Genomic DNA, 18,295 nt, shown 5'->3' on the forward strand with positions numbered 1-18,295 from the left:
GGCTCGTTCCGAAAACGGGCAAAACAAGAAGCGGTGGTAGGCCGTGATGGGCTTGAACCATCGACCAACGGATTATGAGTCACTTATCAGGATGTTTCCTTCAGCTTCCTGAAATATGAATGCATCAAAATTTTTGCTGCAATATCAACAACTTATGAGATATATAGATTTCCCGTTGTGTCACAATCGTTCGCATTCGACCACAAACGGATCGCGACACGAATCGCGACAGGATCATGCAGCCTGCCACGGCCATCCCCACCACTTCGCAAGTGCGGCGCAGCGCCCCCAAAGCCCTGACCATCGCCGCCATCAATGCCCTCAAGGCCGGGAAGATGGCCGCCGATGGCGCCGTACGCCCCGGGCACGGCTCTCTCAAGGCCCGCCGCCGCAAGACCGCAACAGGCAGCGTGGTCGAGTTCATCTATGTGTACCAGCACTGCGGCAGGACCAGCACCCTCACTGTTGGGAGATTCAGCCCCACAGAAACCGAGGGCGCGGTCACGCTGGTTCAAGCCCGCACCGAGGCCGCCCGCCTCCAAGCCATCGTCAAAGCCGGCGAGGATCCAAAGTCCAAGCGAGAACATGCGCGACTCGACGCGAAGATCAAGCAGGCGACCCACACTGCTCAACTGCGCGAAGCCGAGAAAAGCACTCTGGCCGCGCTGTGCGATGAGTACGTCGCCAACCTTCGCTCCAAGGGCAAGACGGCCAGCGCCTACGACGTGGAAAACCTAGTCAAGAACCATGTGAAGGCAGCCTTCCCGCACCTTGCAGAGCTGCCCGCGGCCGCAATCACGCCGACGCATATCGCACACATCCTCGCCCGCCTGGTAGGGCCGGCGGCGAAATCCGAAGACCAGCGCGAGGTGGCCGGCAAGAGGTTAAAGAAAGGCCGTACCGCGCTCAAGCTGCGCAGCTACCTGTCGACCGCGTTCCGCTACGGCCTAGGCGCGGCAGTCGACCCGACCGCGGCCACCGGCGCCGCAACGTTCGGCCTGACGATGAACCCCGTCGCATCCGTGCCATCAACCAACATGGCGCGCCAGTTCAACCGGGCCGGCACGCGTGCGCTCTCGATCAGCGAGTTCCGCGAATACCTTCTGCACGTGAACGCGCTGCCGTCGACGCTCACCCGTCTCGCGCTGACCTTGCAGGTGCTGTCGGGTGGGCAGCGCCTCCAGCAGATGCTGCGGATCGCCACGGCCGACATTCAGCCGGGCGCCACGCTGACCCTTTACGACCCCAAGGGCCGCCGCGCGCAGGCCCGAGCGCACGTGCTGCCCATCCTGCCGGAAATGCAGGACGTGCTAAACGAGCTGGCGGTCATCAATGCCGCTGGTCCGATCTTCGGGAGCGGTGAATCTGTACTGCGGCCTGAGACGCTTTCGACCGCCGTGAAGGAGATCGGCGACTCGATGGTGAGCACGGGTACCGCAGTGGCCCCCTTCAGGGGAGGCGATATTCGGCGCACTATCGAAACATTGCTAGCCGAGCGTCTCAACATCAGCAAGGACGTGCGCGCACAGCTGCTGAGCCACGGCCTGAGCGGGGTGCAGGACCGCAACTACGACAAGGGCTTGCACCTCGCGCAAAAGACTGCCGCCCTGCGCCGATGGAACGACTTCATCGCCGACCTAGCAATTGGCACCCCGGCCGCCGACAACGTGCACCAACTGCACGCGGCATAAGCCCCCGCAGATCGTGATGCTACGCTGAGCAATGGTCTCCAGTTTTGGCCCGCCGTCGAGCGGGCTTTTTTTCGCCCTCAGAACACTACAGAAAAACCATCAGGCAGGTAGCATCTATCGTCAAATCAACTACAGCTAAAAACAGGTGTCGTAAGCACGCGAATCCGAACTTGAAGCGAAAAAAGGTTTCTGTTCTTTTGCTGGCATTGTTTTCTTTTTTCGAGGCACCCACTGCACCGAATCCATTTTATTTGCCATAGCCATCTCAGCAAGCATGGCGGCCAGCACATCTCGATGTGCTTTGCTAGACATTGACATAGAGGAGGTCTCGCGCAGCCTGTTAGCGAATACCATCTTCCAATCAATAACTTCTTCGACAACCACCTCATCAACCGTTGAGTCGACGGCCATTGAATCAATAACTACACTCGAAGCCGAAGATTGCTCATATTTTTTGACACGCCACCAATAATTTACAAGTGTGGCCACAATAATTGCACAGGCTGCAGCAACGCAGTAGCCCATTAAGCCCGGAAAGTATTGAGCAACTGCAGCCGTTATCAGCCCTGCAAACAGCAAGGATGTGGAGACATGTTCTTGCTTCATGAACCCCTCCTATTTAAATTTTCCAAGTAATGCCGCCCACGACATGCCTGCGGCGATAGCTTGCATCGGATTCGCAGGCTTAGTCACTGCAATCGCGACAATTATTCCCAAGGCAACAAAGACAAGGCATTCCATGAAAATCCGAAGTACCTTATTGGAGTCTTTTCCGGGAAAGGCTATATCAAAGAGATACGAGAGCGCCCAAGTTTTGACTCTTGCGTGACTGAGTTTGCCAAATGCAACTATCGCGCCGAGTGCCGTAAAGGCACACGCGGCAAACTCATATGTAGGGACCTCAAAGACGGAATCAATCATAATGACTACGCCTTCGAAGCCAAGGCCTCAGCCCTTTCGAATTGCTTCAAAGCTGTACCAAGCTGGGTGTGCAGCTTAACAAGCTGATGCTTGGACATTTGAAACCAAATTGTTTGGTTAAATGAGTCTGTATCGAGCATTGCAACCGCAACAGGTACGGCAGCAGGCTTTGAAGCCGCAGCCGAATTCGACAATCGGACATCAATAGCAATATCAAAGCTCTGTAGCGAGGGGAGGACTGCATTGGCCAACTCGCCATTTTCCAGTTCAGAGCGGAATCTATCCGACTGCTCACGCAAAAGGCTCAGCCAAGCGGGCAACGCCTCACTTGACGTGCTCTCTAGCATTTTGTGGCTTGAGAGCTTCTCAATCAATTCACCACTAGAGACATCCTCAAAAGATGTAGATAGGGCAGCCAGGAACGACACCCCATTGATCAAAAGTGATGCCCTCTCCTTGGCCCATCCAATAGAAGTAGCCAACGCCTCGTGGTCAAAGGGCTGGCTCACTCCACCAGCAATCGCATGTTCGACCGCCGTCGAACGCTTGCTGCCCTCAAGACTCGACATTGCAGCAAAAGACGCCCTAAGCAGCTTTTTTGCCCGCTCTGGAAGCGACTCCAGCGTTTCATCAAGACTGGCATCCGCGTGTGGACGCATGAAATCGAGGGCGGACATTTTACTAGAAAAGGGGTTTTGGCGTTTGGTTGTACCACAGCGCCGATCGGTTCGATATCCCCCAAAACCGTCAGCCTACGCTCGGCTTCGCCTACGCTGATGCTCTACAAGCGAGTCGCAATGGCGTAGTAAAGGTGTGCATGCCTGCTTCTCCAAGCTTTTTCGGCGCAGCGTTACCAGTGACAGTCGTGACAGAACACTGGGCGCCCGATCGTCACAAAGAACGCTAGTCATGAGCACCCCAGCAACCAGCACCGCGCGCACCCGCGCTTACCGCAAACGCCTTGCGGAACAGGGCTTCACCACGCTGTCCATCAGCGTCGACAGCGATACCGCGCGCCGACTGCGCACCATCGCGCGCGAGCACAAGCAATCCATGGGCGACGTGCTCAAGATGGGATCGCTGCTGACCCTGCGCGCCCTTGCCGCCCTTCCCCGCAACGTCGCCGAATGACGCTCGTCGCATACGTGCCGGCGCCGGCAGGAGCGCCCCCAAACACGACGTACTTCCGCTGCACGCGACTCGCGGCCGAATTGAGCACCGCCTCGTGCGCAGCACAGTGGAAGGCCGCGTCGACGAAGATCGGGACCGCGTGCCACAGTTGCCCGGTCGGCCAATGCCACGCCCTCCCGCAAGGTGGTGCAGTAAACACCAGCGCGCGGCGGGACAAGCCCCGAATCTGCCTGCGCTGCGGGCGCGATGACCTGCGCATCGTGCAGGAGCGCGGCATCTGCGTCTCGTGCGCCAACCGGCAATACGAAGTGATCCGCGGCCGCAACGCCAAGGGCAAGGTACCCACGAAGGAGATGACCCTTGATGCCTTCGTTGTCGCGACCGAGGCACCGAACGGCGCAATCGCCTACCGCAGCGTTGAGGCCCGGCACTTGGCCGAGGCGGTCGGCGTCATGGCGCATGTGCGACTGCGACAACTGCCGGACGGCACGCAGCTGACCGAAGCACGCCCCGGTCCATCCATGTGGAGCGAGGGCGAGCGCCGGTTCGTCGTGGGGTGCCCCGCCTGCGGCCATGCGGGCCTGCTGGAGCGGAAAAAGGGCAACACCCTGCACCACCACTGCCCCGCCTGCAATGGCACACCCAACGGCCCGGGATGGGCCCTCGCTAAGACCGGCATATGGACGATGCTCATCGACGTAGGTGGCCTAAAGGCGTGGCTCGAAGCATCGAAGGAAGATTTCCCGCACGACCGGTGGAGCTTCACAGGGTTCGGCTGCACGCACTGCAAGAGCGCTGTGCTGCAGGCGCGCAGCGCCGTATTGGGCGTTACCGTGCGCTGCCCAGCGTGCCGCGAACAAGCCGAGTGAACGTCTCGACTTAAAGCCCTGCCGCAGAGAGCAGTTCAGCTGCAGTGATTTCAAGCGCCTCAGCGACCTGCAGAAAAGCAACGATGCCCGGGTTTTGCTTTCCACGCTCTATCCCGCTCATGTAAGAGCGATCAATCGCGCTTCTGTGCGCCAGTTCCTCCTGCGACAGATTGAGCGCCCCACGGGCGCGCTGGATCGCTTTGCCGAGGGCGACTAAGCGGGGATCGTCTGCGTATCGGGGAGAGGATGCTGGCATCCTTCGATGCTTTGAATCTGTAGACGAAATGACCACGGAGGATCCTCCACGTATACTCAAATTTGGGGCGTCGAAGAGCGCATCGACGAGAGTTTTCATCTTTTCCGAAGCGCTTCCCCACTACCTGCGTCAACTTCGAACCGCACATGAAAAAAACCGACTTGCTTCTTGTCCTTGGCTTGGCGCTACTTATGGCGCCGTTCACCTACTACGCGGGCGCACGCCCCTATGCCTTCTGGGAGCCGCTGGTTGGGCTCCCCTATTTAGTCGCGAACGTGGCGACGCCAGCCGTCGTCGCCATCTGGATCTACGTGATTCGAACTGGTCAACGTCGTCAGGAATAGGCCATCTTCCGCCGCCAGGCCATCGCTTCCTGCTTCGGCGTCATCGGAGCAACACGAGGTCGGCGAACCAAGAAGTAGACCTTCTTTGGCGCCGCCTTCTTTTCGCAAGCGCGTGCCAGCATTGCGCACAGCACCGCGGTGCTGTACGCCTCGGTGTCGTGCCGCGCGTCGAGCCGCTTAGCGCCTTCGAGGATCTGCCCCCACGTGAGGGACCTTTGGGGCTTAGGCATCGCTGCCCTCCTTCGTTTGCGCCAGCGCGGCGCCGACAGGCTGAGCGACTTGGGCAAGGACCGCAAGATCGGTTTGCAGGCGGCCGGCGATGAGGGCCAGCGCTGCGTTCCAGCACTGCGGATTGCCCGCCGCATGGGCCTCGGCCAAGGCCTGCAACTCGTCTTCGCGTACCCCGAGGCGCACCAGCGGTTGCAGGCCACGCAGCGCGCGCGTCAGCTTCGTCGGTCGGCCGGTCGGGTTGGCCGAAGGCGCACCGGGCTGAAAGCCCGTGGCCGTGCGTGGGCGAGGGTCAGAAGAATCTGTCGACCGCATCAGCTTCCTCCCGTTCCTTCGCCATGAAATCGAGACGCAGGCGGTACGCGATGATCTTCGTGATCGCCTCGATTGCCAGCGGCTCGTCCGTGGCGTACGCGCGCACGAGCCCGTCGAACTCCGCAGGCTTCAGCTTCAGTCCGAACCAGCCCATGGCCGCGGCAAATTCCTGATTGATGGACTCGATGCGGGTCGCCATGGTCTGTTCGGAATTCGCTGCAGTGGCGCTGGGCGACTGCTTGGTCTTTTTGTTCGTGTTCATTAGATCCGCCCTCCTTGCGCGAGCATGCGCAATTGCTGGCTCGGCAAAAATACGCTGCCGAAGTTGACGTGGCCGCGGGCTTGCGCGGCGAGGCGCAGAGCGCGCACCTGCGCCACGAAGTGCATCTCCACGGCGCGCACGCGGTCGACCATGGCGTCGAGTTCGGCGCGCGCCTTTGCGGCCGCCACGGCTTGCTGTGCATCGAGCATGGCTTGTTGGGCCGCCTGCACCGCGGGCGCGGCTGCATCGACGTTGGACTGCAGCCCGACAACGATGCGACGCAAGTCCTCGGCGTCCATCGACAGGGCCGTCATCTCGGCGGGGTCGCCCAACTGCTCGTCACCACCGGTGCGGCGGGCGCGGATCTCGGCCAGTGCGCTTTCCTTCGAGCTGAGACGTGCACGAACTGCTGAGCACTCCTGCGAGGCGGCTGCAAAGGGCTTCTGCGCCTTGATCAGCGCGCGCTGGGCGCGCTGCACCTGCTGCGTGGCCTGCAGCACAATGCCAGGCACGGCGGGCGTGGGCAGCGGATCGGCATCGGGCGCGGGCTCGATCACGCTCACTGCGGCGACGAAGTCGTCTCTGGCCACCTGAACGGCAACAGCGTCTTCTTCGCGTGCGGCGGCGCGCTTTACAGCTGCAGTCTGGTCGACGGCCCGCTTTTCCGCGGCGGTCGCTACGGCAAGAGCGTCACGTGCAACGGCCCAGGTGACGCGTGCAGCGCTGGTATCGCCGCCAAAGGTCAGTGCGTCATCGAGGGCCTGCTCGGCGAGTTTGAGGGCCTCTGTGGCGGCTGCGACCGAGGGACTGGAAGAGAGTGAGATATGTAAAGACATGCCTCAATTTGGTCGTCACGACCTCTGATGCATGCCGGTTATTTGCGCTTTCTTCTCTAATACCGCGCCGAGCACCGGACGCCTTCGAGTCACACGGCAACCCGCCCATCGGGCGTCGGCCGAACCCCGGGGTCGAACAGCTGGCCTTCAATCCCGCGTCAGGACTGCATGGGAATCAACATCACAGTATGTCCAGCGTCGGGAGTGCTCGTACCAGCTTTATCGTCTCCAGACTCACCGTCACCACGCGCAGCAGCAACTCCAAAGGATATTTGGGGTTGTGCATGGTTTCAATCGCCCAGTCGTTCGCATCGTTCACGATACCGCTTGTCTTGTCGATGCGCACGGCCTGGCGTTCCATCACCCACTCAATGGCTGGCTTACCGTTGACCACGTACTCATAGGCCTCCTCCGGAATGCCGGTCACAGTGATGCGACCGTTGTAGTGCACCACGGACAAGTCCTTGCCCTTACCCTTCTTACCGTGGCGCATCTTCTCCACGCGGTAGTCGGCACTAGACAGTGGCTTACTGCCATGGTCTATGGTGGCGCCTGCGTAAATCGGCACCGTTTCGTAATTCAAGTGCAAGTCCGCCAGCGCACGCCCGGTTAAGCTGAAAGCCCAGAAATCGGCGGTGGCGCGTACTCGCGGGATGCGCGGCAGTTCCTTACTCAGGTTGTCGGCATAGCGTTCGCGGTAGCCCGATGAATGCAGGATGCCGTAGATGTAATAGAACAGATCTTCCTTGCTGATCGTCTCGCCCGAATAGGCGTTCTGGAAATGGGCAAGCCCTGCATCGGTGATCGCATCACGGCGCTGCGGGCCATCCGCTGATCCGCCAGCGAACAGACCAGTCTCGGATCCACGCACCGCCTCGTCGTAGATGTAGAGCGGAAAACACTGGCCCTTTGAAATCATTTCCAAGTCAGGTAGGTGTCTAGAAATTAAAGCACTGAACTCTTTTCCCGACCCTCTACCTGTGGTTGAAATGACTAAGTTCTCAACATCCCGACTCGGGAATATTTGAGGCATCCGGTAGGCGCTCCAGATACATGAACGGTCAAAGTAAAAATAGAGCGACGTGAATGGTCGGTAATGCGCCCTGACAATCCATTTTTCAGAATATGCAATTTCTTTATTTGAAGCCACACTTCGGAAAAGTTTGTCATCCCACGCGATCATCCGCGGATCCTTAGCGACAAACTTGACAGGGTCCTCATCCGTCTTGGCGGCCTTGTACCGCAGCCGTTCTTTGTTGAAGTACTCCAGCATGACGGAAACTTTCGCTGTCAATTCCGAGCGTGAGAAGTTGTATACCCAAGTATCTCTATGCGTGATGGGGCCATACGAAAACTCTTCAAAGATAGCCGAACCACCGGCTTTGTCCCCCATCACGATGAATCTGCCGAAGCTTCCATCACGCTGCTTCAGCCAGTCGCCGTGTGCATCTGGGGTAATAATTTGCCAGTCCGGGATGCCAGTCACGCAGGCATAGGAAGATATCTTCTCTAACTTCTCTTCGCGACTAAGATAATCGCCAATGTCGTGAAAATGAATCTGCCCATGCTGGCTAGTTTGCGAGTTCTTGACTAGTAGCGAGATAGCGATGGGTGCGCGACTGCCACTGCCGAAAATCTTGCCGCCTTCCTTGCGCGAAGTTTCACCGCTAGTGCGCTGATTTCCACGCAGATGAAACACATACAGGCTGGAAAATTCCTCGGCCAGACACTTGCGGAGGCCGTCTGATGCATTGGCATCTAAGAAACTGGCATTCGTCACGTAACCCACGATGCCGCATTTCCCAATGCGATCAGATGCCCAACGAATGGCGCGGATATAAGAGTCGTACACGTTTGTTCGTGTCCGTGCAGAAGACCTTTCTGCATAGGTTTCCGATATCCGTCGGTCAAGAGTCGGGTAGCCGACATTCTGGGCATCATCTTCCGCATCCGACTGTCCCACGGAGTACGGTGGATTGCCCACGATCACCTGGATATCCAGCTTCTTCTGCCGCCTGCGCCGCGTGCTGTTGTCCACCAACAGCGCGTCCACCTGATCGTCGCGCTCGTACATCTGGAAGGTGTCAGTCAGGCAAATTCCCTCGAAGGGTACATAGTCACCACCCACCAGTTCGTGGTAAGTCGCCTCGATGTTTATGGCCGCGATGTAGTAGGCCAGCAGCACGATCTCATTGGCGTGAATTTCGTGCTTGTACTTGTGCGGCAGTTCTTCGGGCTTGATGAGGCCCGATTGCAGCAGTCGCGTGATGAAGGTGCCGGTACCGGTGAAAGGGTCCAGGATGTGCACGTTCTTGCTGCCCAGCGTCTGACCAAACTCCTGTTGAAGGAGGTGGCTCACGCTGCGAAGAATGAAGTCCACTACCTCCACCGGGGTATAGACGATGCCCAGCCGCTCGGTCATTTTGGGGAAGGCATTGCGAAAGAACTTGTCGTACAACTCCACCACGATCTTCTGCTTGCCGGTCGCATTGTCGATGCCAGTGGCGCGCAGCTTCACGCTGTCATAGAACGCCTGCAACGTGTCGGCCTCTTTCTCCAGCCGGTGTTCGTGCAAGGCTTCCAGCACGGCCTGCATGGCCTGGCTCATGGGATTGTGATTCGCGAAGCTGTAGCCTTCGAACAGCGCGTCGAACACCGGCTTGGTGATGAGGTGTTGCGCCAGCATTTCCACGATCTCGCCGTCGCTGATGCTGTCGTTCAGGTCATCACGCAGTTCGCCGGCGAAGGCATCGAATGCCGTCTTTTCTCTCGTGTTGACCGGGTCCTCCAGAATGCCTTGAATGCGGTCGATGTGAGTGCGCGCAATTTTGGCAATGTCGTTGGCCCAGTCTTCCCAGTGATGGCGGTTGCCGACTTTCTGCACCAGCTTGGCATAGATGGCTTTTTCGATCTCACCGATCTCGAACGGCAGTTCACCCTGATCTTCAGGTGAGGGACGGCGTGGTGCCACGGCGCCGATGCCGAACTGGTTGCGGCCAGCGTCCTTGTCCTTGGTGCCGGGCTTGCGCTCAGCCTTCTTCTGCACGCGGTCAGTGACAGCAATCACCTCCATCTTCTGCACGTTTGGCCCAACCAATTCCAGCTTGTTGACCATCGCGTCGAAGCGATCATCGTGCGAGCGCAGTGCCTGCAGGACTTGCCACACCACCTTGTAGGTCTGGTTGTCATTCAGCGCCTCGTGGGGCTCGATACCCGCGGGAATCACCACTGGCAGCACCACATAACCGCGCTTCTTTCCCGGTGCATTGCGCATGACACGCCCTACCGACTGCACCACATCCACCTGCGAATTGCGCGGGGTGAGGAACAACACGGCATCCAGCGCCGGCACGTCCACCCCTTCGGACAGGCAGCGCACATTGCTCAGAATACGGCAGGTGTCCGAGGGAGCTGGTGCCTTGAGCCAAGCTAGCTTGGCTTCCTTCTCGCTGGCGTTCATGCCGCCGTCCACATGGTCGGCCTCGCAAGCAAGCGCCACCTGGTCTTCGTCGTCGGCCTTGGCCTGATACGCCTCGACCACCGATCGGAACATGCCGGCGATGTTCTTGGAACTGACCTTGTGGGTGCGCGCGCCCTTTTGCAGTTCGATAACCTGACAGAAGGCCACAGCACGTTGCATGGGAGTGTGATCGTCTGTCAGGTTGTCGGCCATCCCCTGTTTGGCCAGAGCCTTCCAGCAGCCAACTATCTTGGCCGCGTCGTCCACCCGAATCTGGTTGTCCGGGTCTTTGAGCAGTTCCTGAAGTCGGCGGCTGACGTGGCTTTCCTCTACCGCCAGCACAATCACTTTGTAGTCCACCAGCAAGCCGCGTCGCACAGCTTCGGAGAAGGTGATGACGTGCAGTTCCTCGCCAAACAGCCTGGGGTCATCCATAGACGCCAGCGCCACGCTGTCGCGCTCCGCACTGGCCTTGGCCGTATCCCCATAGATGCGCGGGGTAGCCGTCATATATAGGCGCTTGGCAGCGCGGATGTAGGCGCCATCGTGCACACGCACGAAGTTGCTTTCATCCTCGCCGTCGAAGGTGGCACCGGTGGTGCGATGCGCCTCGTCGCAGACGATCAGGTCGAAGTCCGCTAGGCCGTTCTGCTGCTGGGCCTTGTGGATCACATCAATCGAGTGGTATGTACTAAACACTACGCTCATGTGCTGCGCGTCGTGGCGCTTGCCCATCTCGGCCGCCAGCCGCGCCGGGTTGGTGGTAGCGGGGTAGCGCAGTTCGTGAGTGAAGGTCTGCACCGTGTCATCGTCCTTCGTCCGCTTCTTACCTACATCGCTGTCGGAGCAGACGGCGAAGCTGTGCAGCGGCGTGGTGCTTTCCTGCGTCCACTCGCTGAGGGATTGCGACAGCAGCGCCAAGCTGGGCACTAGAAACAGCACGTGCTTGCCGGGGCCGGCCAGCGTCTCGGCAATCTTCAGGCTGGTGAAGGTCTTGCCTGTGCCACAGGCCATGATGAGCTTGCCGCGGCCGGCAGCGGCCAGCCCGGCCTTCACCTTGTCCACAGCTGTCTCCTGATGCGGCCGAAGTTGCTTGCGTGGCTTGAGCTGCGGCGCCTGCCGGGGCTGGTACAGCGCCCAATCAATCCGGCTGTTCTCCAGGTCGAACAAGTCAATCTTGCTGACCGGCGGTTGCTGGTCGCGCAGCGCATCCTCGGCGTGCTCGCTCCAGTGGTTGGTGGTGCTGACGATCACTCGGTGAGTAAATGGTTTTTTACCCGAAGCGGTGAAGAAACTATCGATCTCCGACTTCTGCAGCCGGTGGTTCTCGTCGTACAGCTTGCACTGGATGGCATGAATTTCCCCCGTGCCAGCGGTGCGGGCCACCAGGTCGATGCCCACATCGCGCTTGTCGATACCGGCCTCCTCCGCCCAGTTGGCATAGGTCCATACCTTGTCGTAGAGGTCGGCGTAGCTGGCTTCGTGCGCTAGGTAGGCCAGGATCAGTTCTTCGAAGTACGTGCCTCGCTCCCTTGGCGTCTGGCCTTGTTGGCGATAGGTGTCCAGCAGTTCTTTAAGGGGCGTCGTCATAGTCCAAGGAAGTTCTGTTGCGGGCGGATACACCTGGAGTCTATTCGGCCGGTGCTCGGAACGACTGCACTGCGCTATTGCCAAGCATTCAATACATCGAGGGAGATCCTCCCAAAATGGCTATGCGTACCCGAAAGGAACATGGCGTATGAGCGCGTCGGCAAATGAAGATTAGCTGGCCGGGCTACTCAAAGCCGGCGAGTCACTGGAGAAGAACTGCTATTCGTCGGCCAAGTCGTGCAGCGTGTGCGACTGCGGTTCATCCGGAGCGGGGGAGTTGGCGATGTGGTTCGCACCGTGCCAATTTGCTGCTTCTTCAGGCGCAGAGCGCAGCCCTTCCGCCCTCAGCCAGTTAAGGGCGTCTTCACTCCCGAACGACGCAGCCTTTTGGTAGCGCAACCACACGCCGCGAAAGGTCGCGCCGCCACTCGTCAGCTTGCCCTCTGCTGCGCGCGCATCGGCAAGGGCAGCCGCAGCCCTCTCTGGGTCGATGGCCTCGAAATAGGCCTCGTGCTCCCAAGGCGGCGGTTTGCGTCTCAGCGTAAGACGTGGCTGCGACATGTCGGCTCCAAATAACGGTGGCTGGATGCTACTTGGTACTCTGTCAGCTGCGCCATCGTGACCGTTGATTCACGGTTGGCGCCCCGCATGCGCCTACCGCGCGAGAAGCACCGCAAGCGCATGCCGCCGACTAACTCGGGCTCAGTTGTCTCCTAGCACCATCGGCGGCCTTACATAAACGCCACGAATACCGCATCGGGCGCAGGGCGCAATGGTGCCCCAACCGCAGCCCGTCGGAGGGTGGGCTCACACCGAGGGAATGCGCGCCAACAAGTTGCGCACGGCCGTGGGCGTCCACGTGCCGCCTCCTCGGGCGGTCTTGATGCCCTTGCCCTGCAACGCATCTGCGATGGCGCGCAGGCTCAGACCATCCTGGCGCATGGGACTCACGATGGGTGCTAATGTGGCGGCGAACGCATCAGCAGCCCGGCTGGCCGCATCAGTGCCCAAGCGCTGGTTGACCACCGGACCGCCACGCCATCCGCCGAGGGTCACGCCCCGCTCACGGGCGGCGCGCAGAGCATCGCGCGTGCGGGTGCTGATGAGGCTGCGTTCCTTCTCGGCCAACGCCGCGTACAAGTGAAGCATGAAGGGATCAGCGTCCGCGCCAAGTTCGGCGACCACGAACGGCACCTTCTGCACCATCAGGCCAGCAATGAAGGCCACGTCGCGGGACAGGCGGTCCAGCTTCGCCACGCACACAGCTCCACCTGCCAGCTTGGCGCCAGCGAGCGCCGCGGCGAGCTTCGGCCGCCGGTCCAGCGCGTCGGCGCCCTTGCCTGTTTCGACTTCCACGAACTCGCCCGAGACGTGCAGGCCTTCCCCATCAGCGAAACGCTTGATGGCCTCGCGCTGTGCTTCCAAGCCGAGACCGGACTTCCCCTGCTGGGCGGTGGACACGCGGAGGTAGGCGAAAAGAGGTGCGGTCAGCATCTTATAAATCCAATCAACGGTCATTGTCTGAAGTTATACAACAAAGATGCCTAGAGATGTCAAAGAGATTCCCAGCGCGTCACATCGGATAGCCTTGCCCGACAAACCCAAGTACGCGCGGGGGAGCGGTATGAGTGAACAAGACGACGAAGCCCGTCTCGAAGGCCTGTTGGCCGCCAGCGAGGCACTGGATGAAGACGTAGGCAAGCTGCTCGGCAAATGCCAAGCGACCTCGAAGCGCGGCGTCATCGCGCTGGCGCTGTGCCATGCGGCCTTCGAACACGCCGTGAGCCAGCGCCTGCTACTTGAGGCTGGGCTGACGGGCACCGCGCTGGCGCTGTGCAGACTGCAGTTCGAGGCCGTGGTGCGCGCCGCGTGGACGGGCCAGGGCGCGGCTGAAAAGTGGATCGAGGCGTTCACCACGCCCGTCGAAGCCGAGGGCCACAAAGAGCCCGTCACGGGCCCGCCGATCCCGTCCATGCTGGACGCGTTCGGGCAGCATGCGCCCCACGTCGCTGCGGAGTTCCGCAAGCTCTACGGAACCATCCCGGCCATGCATTCGTTCGTGCACGGCGGCGCTCAGGCTGTCGGGTATGCGCTGATGGGCGGCTACCCCGCCGGCAAGCTGACTGGCGTGCTGATGAATCGCAACCTGCTGCAGTGGTACACGGGCAACTGCGCAGTCGTGGTCGCCCAAGATCCGCAGCTGGTGCCTCGGATGCGCCTGCTGCGCGAGAAATACGGCGGGTGCATGCCACCGCCGAGCGCACCATAGGAAGGCCCTCAGGGCGCGATGGCAGGGACGCCCAGCCCCTGACCCGCCCTGCAGCTCTACGCGGCCTCGGAGGCTCGCACGTGCTCTGCCCACTCGATGCCCAGCAGCGCGCGCACCATGCCGTTGCGCATCATGGTCAGCTCTTCCTGCACCTCGGCTTCGGTCAGTTCGTGCTTGTCGGCACGCATCGCGAGCATGATCGCCGCGGTACCGTGACAGGCAAAGTAGGCATCGGTCGCGCGCGCGTGGTCTTCGAGGTGCGGCGGCTTTTTCGCGCGGAGGAAAAATTCGAGCCGGCGCGGCGAGTTCCAGGGCATCGCCATATAGGCTTTCGACTCGCCCAAGAAGATGTTGGCGTATCGCTGCGACAGCTCCATCAGCTTTTCACTGGCCGCGGTCGCGTTGATTGCGCCAGTTTGGAACTGCTCGTTCACCGAAATCGAGAACGCCAGGAAATCGCGCACCAGCTGGTCGACCACATCAGTGCTGCCCAGGTAAGGCTTGCCCTTGACGCCGGCGGCCGCGGCGGCAAGGCCGTCGAGCATGTTCGTTTCGATTCGATCCATTCGAGTTCTCCTGCGGCCGGTGCACCACGCCCCGCGAGCCCGGGCACTTTATCGTCGTCTGCCGCACCGCGTCTCGCGCGCGCGTTTTTTATCGAGGGTGGTTGGCGGACAGTTGTGCGTGAGGGCTGGCCGCATGTGTGAGCGCAACATCGCCCCTCGTCCCGGGTTCATCAGGTCCTCTCACCGAGCCCGGCAACCTGTCGAAACCATTTCGTCGCCTTAATCGCTTTGTGCCGAACTCAGCCGATCAACAACGTTTGCTCCCTGCCGTGTCCCGAGGTTCCAACGGAAGATTGACGTGACGGATGTGACGGATATACCCCGGAAAACTATTAATTTTCCAATAGAGCTCTCGTGAGAGAAAAACCTGAAAGAGGGTCATATCCATCACATTCATCACATCCATCACGCCGCGCAGGAATCCGGGTCAGGATCGGCCGCCCTGCGTGGCGCTGCTTCCCCTTACAAGGGCCCGCGACGGAGGCTGATGTTCTCGGCCACGCTACCGACTCGCGTGTGCCGCAGCGTGAAGCCCCGTTCACCAAGCTTGCGGCCGAATGCCTGCCGGCTGATCGGACGGATGTTGCAGGATTCGGCCCACCGCATGTATTCGCTGAACAGCTCCTGAGTGCTGCTTTCGCCGCCCTCATCAGTTCTCTCGGCTAAAAATTCCCCGAGCGTGTCCTGTTCCTTGGCGTAGTCGGCGCTGGCGATCTTCACGGCGCGAGGCGTGTCAGCAAGGCCGCGCCGGCGCCATTCAAGGCACCCGGCGATCGCCCACGCCGCGATGTGGGGCAGCTCCGCCATAAGACGATCAGGCAGCTTCGGATCGCGTTCACCTTCGCTGAACTGGCGCTTGAACGGCACCAGCCGCACGCGCCGCCAGACCGCCGGGTCAGTTCCAACAATCCGCGGCCGATGGTTGCCGGCGATCATTAGCTTCCCCACCGGCTCGAAGTCGACGTTCTTGCCGTGCAGCGCCCTCGCCTTCTGCAGGTCGCCGCCCGTCCAGCCCTTCAGGAATCGTTCGTCGAACGCTTCGTTCTGCGCCACCTCGCTCGCCAGCAGGATACGCGCACCTGCCATACCCAGCACGTCAGGGGATGCCTCCTTGCCGGTGCGCTGCTGCTCCATGAGGGTACCCGCAGCCACAACGGCGCCATAGCCCCCGAAAAGCGCCCGCAACACCTTGACCAGCGCCGACTTCCCGTTGGCGCCAGCACCATGGAGGAACAGGAACATCTGCTCGGTGTAGCAACCAGTCAGGCTGTAGCCAATCCAGCGCTGCATGTAGTCGATCAGCTCAACGTCATTCGTGAAAATCTCAGCCAGGAAGTTGCACCACAGCGTCGCCTTCGACGCATCGCCGACCGCGTTGACCCCGAGCGAACGCGTTACGAGGTCAGCGCGCTGCGCCTTGCGTTGCGATCCATCGCGAAGTTCGACAACCTGCCGGCCCCCGTCGAAGCCGACCAGGAGCGGGTTCGCATCGACATCCTGGAACCTGACGTGAAGCCCATCGATGTCCTTCAGCAGCGTCACCGTGTTCGCGATGGTGCTGGCCGCCTCGCTCTTCTGCGCCCATTTCAGTGCATAGGACGCATCGTCTGGCGTTCCGTCGTAGACGTGAGCTGTCGCCTCTTCCCGGATCGCCTTTGGCAGGCGGCCGATGGCAGCGCGTACGCTGCGATCGCCCTTGTCCGGTATCCAGCGCCCTTCCGACCAGACCAAAAACTCGTTCAGGTCGGTCACGTAGCGCAGGTCATGGCCGCGGGCATTGGCGAGGCGATACGAATTGCCCTTCTCGGTCAACGCGAAGTAGCGCGGCGAGCCATCGCGAGCATCCGCACTCCTCGGCAGGTTCGCAGGCAGCATGTCGACCGGCCGGAACATCCAGGCAGCGGCAGCGGTTGCACCCGCCGAGGAGGCAGCCCCCTTTTTGTCTCCCTGGTCTGCCTCACCATGAGTTGCAACCGAGGACTCAGCATCCGTCGCCTCGCCCGGTTCGGCGATATGCCACGGCGCGGCCTTGCCCGATTCCTTCGAAGAAGGCCGCGTCGACGCGTCGTCCGGCCCGGTGGTCGCGACGAACGGCTCGGTCGGTACCGTGGCAGCCTCGATGGCATCGCGCACCGCCTGCGGGCCTTCTGCCAGCGCCATGTCGTTGAAATCCCCCGGCGGCGGTACCGCGAGGCGCGCGCCGTAGGCCATGGCCGCGGCCGTACCCCGGGTCATCCCCGGGTTGCCTGGGGTTTCGGTGTCGTTGTCGGCCGCGATGATGAACTCGACCTTGTCTGCCGGATGTTCCTGCCGCTTCAGCCTCACCACTTCAACCATGTTGTGCAGGTCGAGGCAGCAGAACACCATGTGGTCGGTGGCCTCATGGATCGAGATCGCCGTGGCAAGTCCCTCGGCGAAAACGAAAACAAGCTTGTTGTCATTTTTCTGCAGATTGACAGCGGGCAGTCCGCAGGTCCCGACGAGCACGGGCTGGCTGGTCTCCGGATCCTTCCTCGGAGTACCAATGATGCAGAAGTGGCCCTTCTTTGCGCCACCGGGCAGGAACAGCTTGTCGCCATCGACGGTGATCGCCTCCAAGCTGTGCAGCTTGCGCTCGCTGTCGTGGATCGGTACGAGAAGCACGTTTTCGATTTTCTGCGTCTTCTCTTGCCCTTCTATGTGCTTGTACCAGTCCCCCGAGCGCAGGACGTGCGGCTTGATGCGCTTGCGTTCAAGGTAAGGATGGTCAGCGGGGGCGGGGCGGGCCGCGGCCTTGGCCCACAATTCCTTAGCGCGGACAGCGGCCTTAGCCCGCTCATGCGCCCTCTCGGCCTCGTGCACCGCCATGCGCGCCGCATATTTCTGCTCGCGCGCTTCGAGTTCGGCCTGGGTGGGTTTCTTGAACGCGCCGCGCTTGGGAACGTACTGGTAGTCGGTCTTCGCAATGTCCACCACGCTGGCGAAGGTCTTGCCGCCCATCTCGTTCGTGGAGCGCCACGTGGAGCGCGTCGCGGAAGGGCTGTAGCTCTCACCACCAGCGGACCATTCATCGAAGGCCGCGAAGCCTGCATCGCCGAGTTCGTTCTTCACTCCAGCGCAGATTTGCCACCACACGGCGCGTTCACAGTTTGGGTCAATGTGCGACAGAACCTCGCGCACGCGGGAATCGAGGTCGCCGCTCATGCTGCACCGCCTTCCACGCCAGGCACCGCGAACACCGAGCCCCAGCGCCGGCGCGGCGGCACCATCGGACGCGGCGGCTCCTGCACGCGGCCCGGCGGCGCGCTGCAGCGGCGGACGGCCAGCATGCTGGGCTGGGGCTGCACCATGGCGCGCAAGGCCAGGACAGGGTGCAAAGCGGCGCCAATGGGCTGAGTGAAGGCCGAGCGGCCTGCACGCAGCATCGGGGCACCTGCGGCCTGCGCCGTGGGCTGCGCGCCGGTGCGGCGGATGATCCGGCAGTGGCTGATGTTCAGCATCGTGTTTCCATCAAAAATCTTGAGGGGCACGCTTGCGAACGAATCGTCGAGAGACGACAATTGCGCTGCTTTACGGCG

At 61.0% G+C, this 18,295-nt stretch carries 19 protein-coding genes; 5 read left to right on the plus strand and 14 right to left on the minus strand.

Annotation, left to right across the window (positions count from 1 at the left end):
- Positions 1–236: 236 nt before the first annotated feature.
- Positions 237–1,691: a tyrosine-type recombinase/integrase gene (locus tag ACTG4X_RS28925; protein ID WP_440532554.1), complete on the plus strand. Its 1,455-nt coding sequence runs from the start codon at positions 237–239 to the stop codon at positions 1,689–1,691.
- Between the two features lie 135 nt (positions 1,692–1,826).
- On the opposite strand, the gene ACTG4X_RS28930 is transcribed toward ACTG4X_RS28925, so the two are convergent.
- From ACTG4X_RS28930 to ACTG4X_RS28940, 3 genes are read right to left on the minus strand one after another with little or no spacing between them, the layout of a single operon-like run.
- Positions 1,827–2,297: a hypothetical protein gene (locus tag ACTG4X_RS28930; protein WP_440532555.1), complete on the minus strand. Its 471-nt coding sequence runs from the start codon at positions 2,295–2,297 to the stop codon at positions 1,827–1,829.
- 9 nt (positions 2,298–2,306) lie between these two features.
- Entirely contained in the window at positions 2,307–2,612 is a 306-nt protein-coding gene (locus ACTG4X_RS28935; protein ID WP_440532556.1) for a hypothetical protein, read from the minus strand.
- A 5-nt stretch (positions 2,613–2,617) separates the two neighbouring features.
- A complete protein-coding gene (locus tag ACTG4X_RS28940) occupies positions 2,618–3,289 on the minus strand; it encodes a hypothetical protein (protein ID WP_440532557.1) in 672 nt (223 codons plus the stop codon).
- 232 nt (positions 3,290–3,521) lie between these two features.
- On the opposite strand from ACTG4X_RS28940, the gene ACTG4X_RS28945 reads away from it, so the two are divergent.
- Both ACTG4X_RS28945 and ACTG4X_RS28950 read left to right on the plus strand, forming a co-directional pair.
- Complete coding sequence (locus ACTG4X_RS28945) at positions 3,522–3,743, plus strand: hypothetical protein (protein ID WP_440532558.1); 222 nt, start codon at positions 3,522–3,524, stop codon at positions 3,741–3,743.
- Positions 3,740–4,612 (plus strand): hypothetical protein, encoded by an 873-nt coding sequence (locus ACTG4X_RS28950; RefSeq protein WP_440532559.1) that lies wholly within the window; start codon positions 3,740–3,742, stop codon positions 4,610–4,612. The genes ACTG4X_RS28945 and ACTG4X_RS28950 overlap by 4 nt, the downstream gene beginning before the upstream one ends.
- Before the next feature lie 10 nt (positions 4,613–4,622).
- Here the strand turns inward: ACTG4X_RS28950 and ACTG4X_RS28955 are convergent, their stop codons facing one another.
- A complete protein-coding gene (locus ACTG4X_RS28955) occupies positions 4,623–4,868 on the minus strand; it encodes a helix-turn-helix domain-containing protein (RefSeq protein ID WP_440532560.1) in 246 nt (81 codons plus the stop codon).
- 146 nt (positions 4,869–5,014) lie between these two features.
- Here ACTG4X_RS28955 and ACTG4X_RS28960 point away from each other — a divergent pair, with 146 nt between their 5' ends.
- Entirely contained in the window at positions 5,015–5,212 is a 198-nt protein-coding gene (locus ACTG4X_RS28960; protein ID WP_440532561.1) for a hypothetical protein, read from the plus strand.
- On the opposite strand, the gene ACTG4X_RS28965 is transcribed toward ACTG4X_RS28960, so the two are convergent.
- The 7 genes from ACTG4X_RS28965 to ACTG4X_RS28995 all read right to left on the minus strand — a co-directional run bounded on the left by ACTG4X_RS28965 (position 5,203) and on the right by ACTG4X_RS28995 (position 13,397).
- Positions 5,203–5,442, minus strand: coding sequence for a hypothetical protein (locus tag ACTG4X_RS28965; RefSeq protein WP_440532562.1), 240 nt, complete (start codon positions 5,440–5,442; stop codon positions 5,203–5,205). The genes ACTG4X_RS28960 and ACTG4X_RS28965 overlap by 10 nt on opposite strands.
- The gene (locus ACTG4X_RS28970; RefSeq protein ID WP_440532563.1) at positions 5,435–5,755 is read right to left on the minus strand and encodes a hypothetical protein; all 321 of its coding nucleotides are present in this window, start codon (positions 5,753–5,755) and stop codon (positions 5,435–5,437) included. Before ACTG4X_RS28970 ends, ACTG4X_RS28965 begins: the two co-directional genes overlap by 8 nt.
- The gene (locus tag ACTG4X_RS28975) at positions 5,733–5,954 is read right to left on the minus strand and encodes a hypothetical protein (protein ID WP_440532564.1); all 222 of its coding nucleotides are present in this window, start codon (positions 5,952–5,954) and stop codon (positions 5,733–5,735) included. The genes ACTG4X_RS28970 and ACTG4X_RS28975 overlap by 23 nt, the downstream gene beginning before the upstream one ends.
- A 62-nt stretch (positions 5,955–6,016) precedes the next feature.
- A complete protein-coding gene (locus tag ACTG4X_RS28980) occupies positions 6,017–6,853 on the minus strand; it encodes a hypothetical protein (protein ID WP_440532565.1) in 837 nt (278 codons plus the stop codon).
- Between the two features lie 181 nt (positions 6,854–7,034).
- Positions 7,035–11,903, minus strand: a complete 4,869-nt coding sequence (locus ACTG4X_RS28985) for a DEAD/DEAH box helicase (protein WP_440532566.1) — start codon at positions 11,901–11,903, stop codon at positions 7,035–7,037.
- A 219-nt stretch (positions 11,904–12,122) separates the two neighbouring features.
- Positions 12,123–12,464 carry a hypothetical protein gene (locus tag ACTG4X_RS28990; protein ID WP_440532567.1) on the minus strand — a complete coding sequence of 114 codons (342 nt, stop codon included), beginning with the start codon at positions 12,462–12,464 and terminating at the stop codon, positions 12,123–12,125.
- A gap of 246 nt (positions 12,465–12,710) precedes the next feature.
- The gene (locus ACTG4X_RS28995) at positions 12,711–13,397 is read right to left on the minus strand and encodes a recombinase family protein (protein WP_440532568.1); all 687 of its coding nucleotides are present in this window, start codon (positions 13,395–13,397) and stop codon (positions 12,711–12,713) included.
- A gap of 130 nt (positions 13,398–13,527) precedes the next feature.
- Between ACTG4X_RS28995 and ACTG4X_RS29000 the strand changes: the two genes are divergently transcribed.
- Positions 13,528–14,172, plus strand: a complete 645-nt coding sequence (locus ACTG4X_RS29000) for a DUF6988 family protein (protein WP_440532569.1) — start codon at positions 13,528–13,530, stop codon at positions 14,170–14,172.
- Between the two features lie 56 nt (positions 14,173–14,228).
- Here ACTG4X_RS29000 and ACTG4X_RS29005 read toward each other — a convergent pair whose 3' ends face one another.
- From ACTG4X_RS29005 to ACTG4X_RS29015, 3 genes are all read right to left on the minus strand, one after another.
- Positions 14,229–14,738: a hypothetical protein gene (locus ACTG4X_RS29005; RefSeq protein ID WP_440532570.1), complete on the minus strand. Its 510-nt coding sequence runs from the start codon at positions 14,736–14,738 to the stop codon at positions 14,229–14,231.
- Positions 14,739–15,200: 462 nt separating this feature from the next.
- On the minus strand, positions 15,201–17,921 hold the full coding sequence (locus ACTG4X_RS29010; RefSeq protein ID WP_440532571.1) for a phage/plasmid primase, P4 family: 2,721 nt from the start codon (positions 17,919–17,921) through the stop codon (positions 15,201–15,203).
- Positions 17,918–18,217 (minus strand): hypothetical protein, encoded by a 300-nt coding sequence (locus ACTG4X_RS29015; protein ID WP_440532572.1) that lies wholly within the window; start codon positions 18,215–18,217, stop codon positions 17,918–17,920. The genes ACTG4X_RS29010 and ACTG4X_RS29015 overlap by 4 nt, the downstream gene beginning before the upstream one ends.
- Between the last annotated feature and the right edge of the window lie 78 nt (positions 18,218–18,295).

This window comes from Variovorax sp. YR566 (assembly GCF_051992195.1).
Classification (GTDB): Bacteria; Pseudomonadota; Gammaproteobacteria; order Burkholderiales; family Burkholderiaceae_C; genus Variovorax.

Bases quoted from the DNA above. Each gene is read 5' to 3' on its own strand.
- ACTG4X_RS28935 (WP_440532556.1), bottom strand. From the start codon at position 2,612: ATGATTGATTCCGTCTTTGAGGTCCCTACATATGAGTTTGCCGCGTGT.
- ACTG4X_RS28995 (WP_440532568.1), bottom strand. From the start codon at position 13,397: ATGCTGACCGCACCTCTTTTCGCCTACCTCCGCGTGTCCACCGCCCAG.
- ACTG4X_RS28960 (WP_440532561.1), top strand. From the start codon at position 5,015: ATGAAAAAAACCGACTTGCTTCTTGTCCTTGGCTTGGCGCTACTTATG.
- ACTG4X_RS29000 (WP_440532569.1), top strand. From the start codon at position 13,528: ATGAGTGAACAAGACGACGAAGCCCGTCTCGAAGGCCTGTTGGCCGCC.
- ACTG4X_RS28940 (WP_440532557.1), bottom strand. From the start codon at position 3,289: ATGTCCGCCCTCGATTTCATGCGTCCACACGCGGATGCCAGTCTTGAT.
- ACTG4X_RS28950 (WP_440532559.1), top strand. From the start codon at position 3,740: ATGACGCTCGTCGCATACGTGCCGGCGCCGGCAGGAGCGCCCCCAAAC.
- ACTG4X_RS28945 (WP_440532558.1), top strand. From the start codon at position 3,522: ATGAGCACCCCAGCAACCAGCACCGCGCGCACCCGCGCTTACCGCAAA.
- ACTG4X_RS29015 (WP_440532572.1), bottom strand. From the start codon at position 18,217: ATGCTGAACATCAGCCACTGCCGGATCATCCGCCGCACCGGCGCGCAG.
- ACTG4X_RS28985 (WP_440532566.1), bottom strand. From the start codon at position 11,903: ATGACGACGCCCCTTAAAGAACTGCTGGACACCTATCGCCAACAAGGC.
- ACTG4X_RS28925 (WP_440532554.1), top strand. From the start codon at position 237: ATGCAGCCTGCCACGGCCATCCCCACCACTTCGCAAGTGCGGCGCAGC.
- ACTG4X_RS28970 (WP_440532563.1), bottom strand. From the start codon at position 5,755: ATGCGGTCGACAGATTCTTCTGACCCTCGCCCACGCACGGCCACGGGC.
- ACTG4X_RS28955 (WP_440532560.1), bottom strand. From the start codon at position 4,868: ATGCCAGCATCCTCTCCCCGATACGCAGACGATCCCCGCTTAGTCGCC.
- ACTG4X_RS28980 (WP_440532565.1), bottom strand. From the start codon at position 6,853: ATGTCTTTACATATCTCACTCTCTTCCAGTCCCTCGGTCGCAGCCGCC.
- ACTG4X_RS28975 (WP_440532564.1), bottom strand. From the start codon at position 5,954: ATGGCGACCCGCATCGAGTCCATCAATCAGGAATTTGCCGCGGCCATG.
- ACTG4X_RS28990 (WP_440532567.1), bottom strand. From the start codon at position 12,464: ATGTCGCAGCCACGTCTTACGCTGAGACGCAAACCGCCGCCTTGGGAG.
- ACTG4X_RS28930 (WP_440532555.1), bottom strand. From the start codon at position 2,297: ATGAAGCAAGAACATGTCTCCACATCCTTGCTGTTTGCAGGGCTGATA.
- ACTG4X_RS29010 (WP_440532571.1), bottom strand. From the start codon at position 17,921: ATGAGCGGCGACCTCGATTCCCGCGTGCGCGAGGTTCTGTCGCACATT.
- ACTG4X_RS28965 (WP_440532562.1), bottom strand. From the start codon at position 5,442: ATGCCTAAGCCCCAAAGGTCCCTCACGTGGGGGCAGATCCTCGAAGGC.
- ACTG4X_RS29005 (WP_440532570.1), bottom strand. From the start codon at position 14,738: ATGGATCGAATCGAAACGAACATGCTCGACGGCCTTGCCGCCGCGGCC.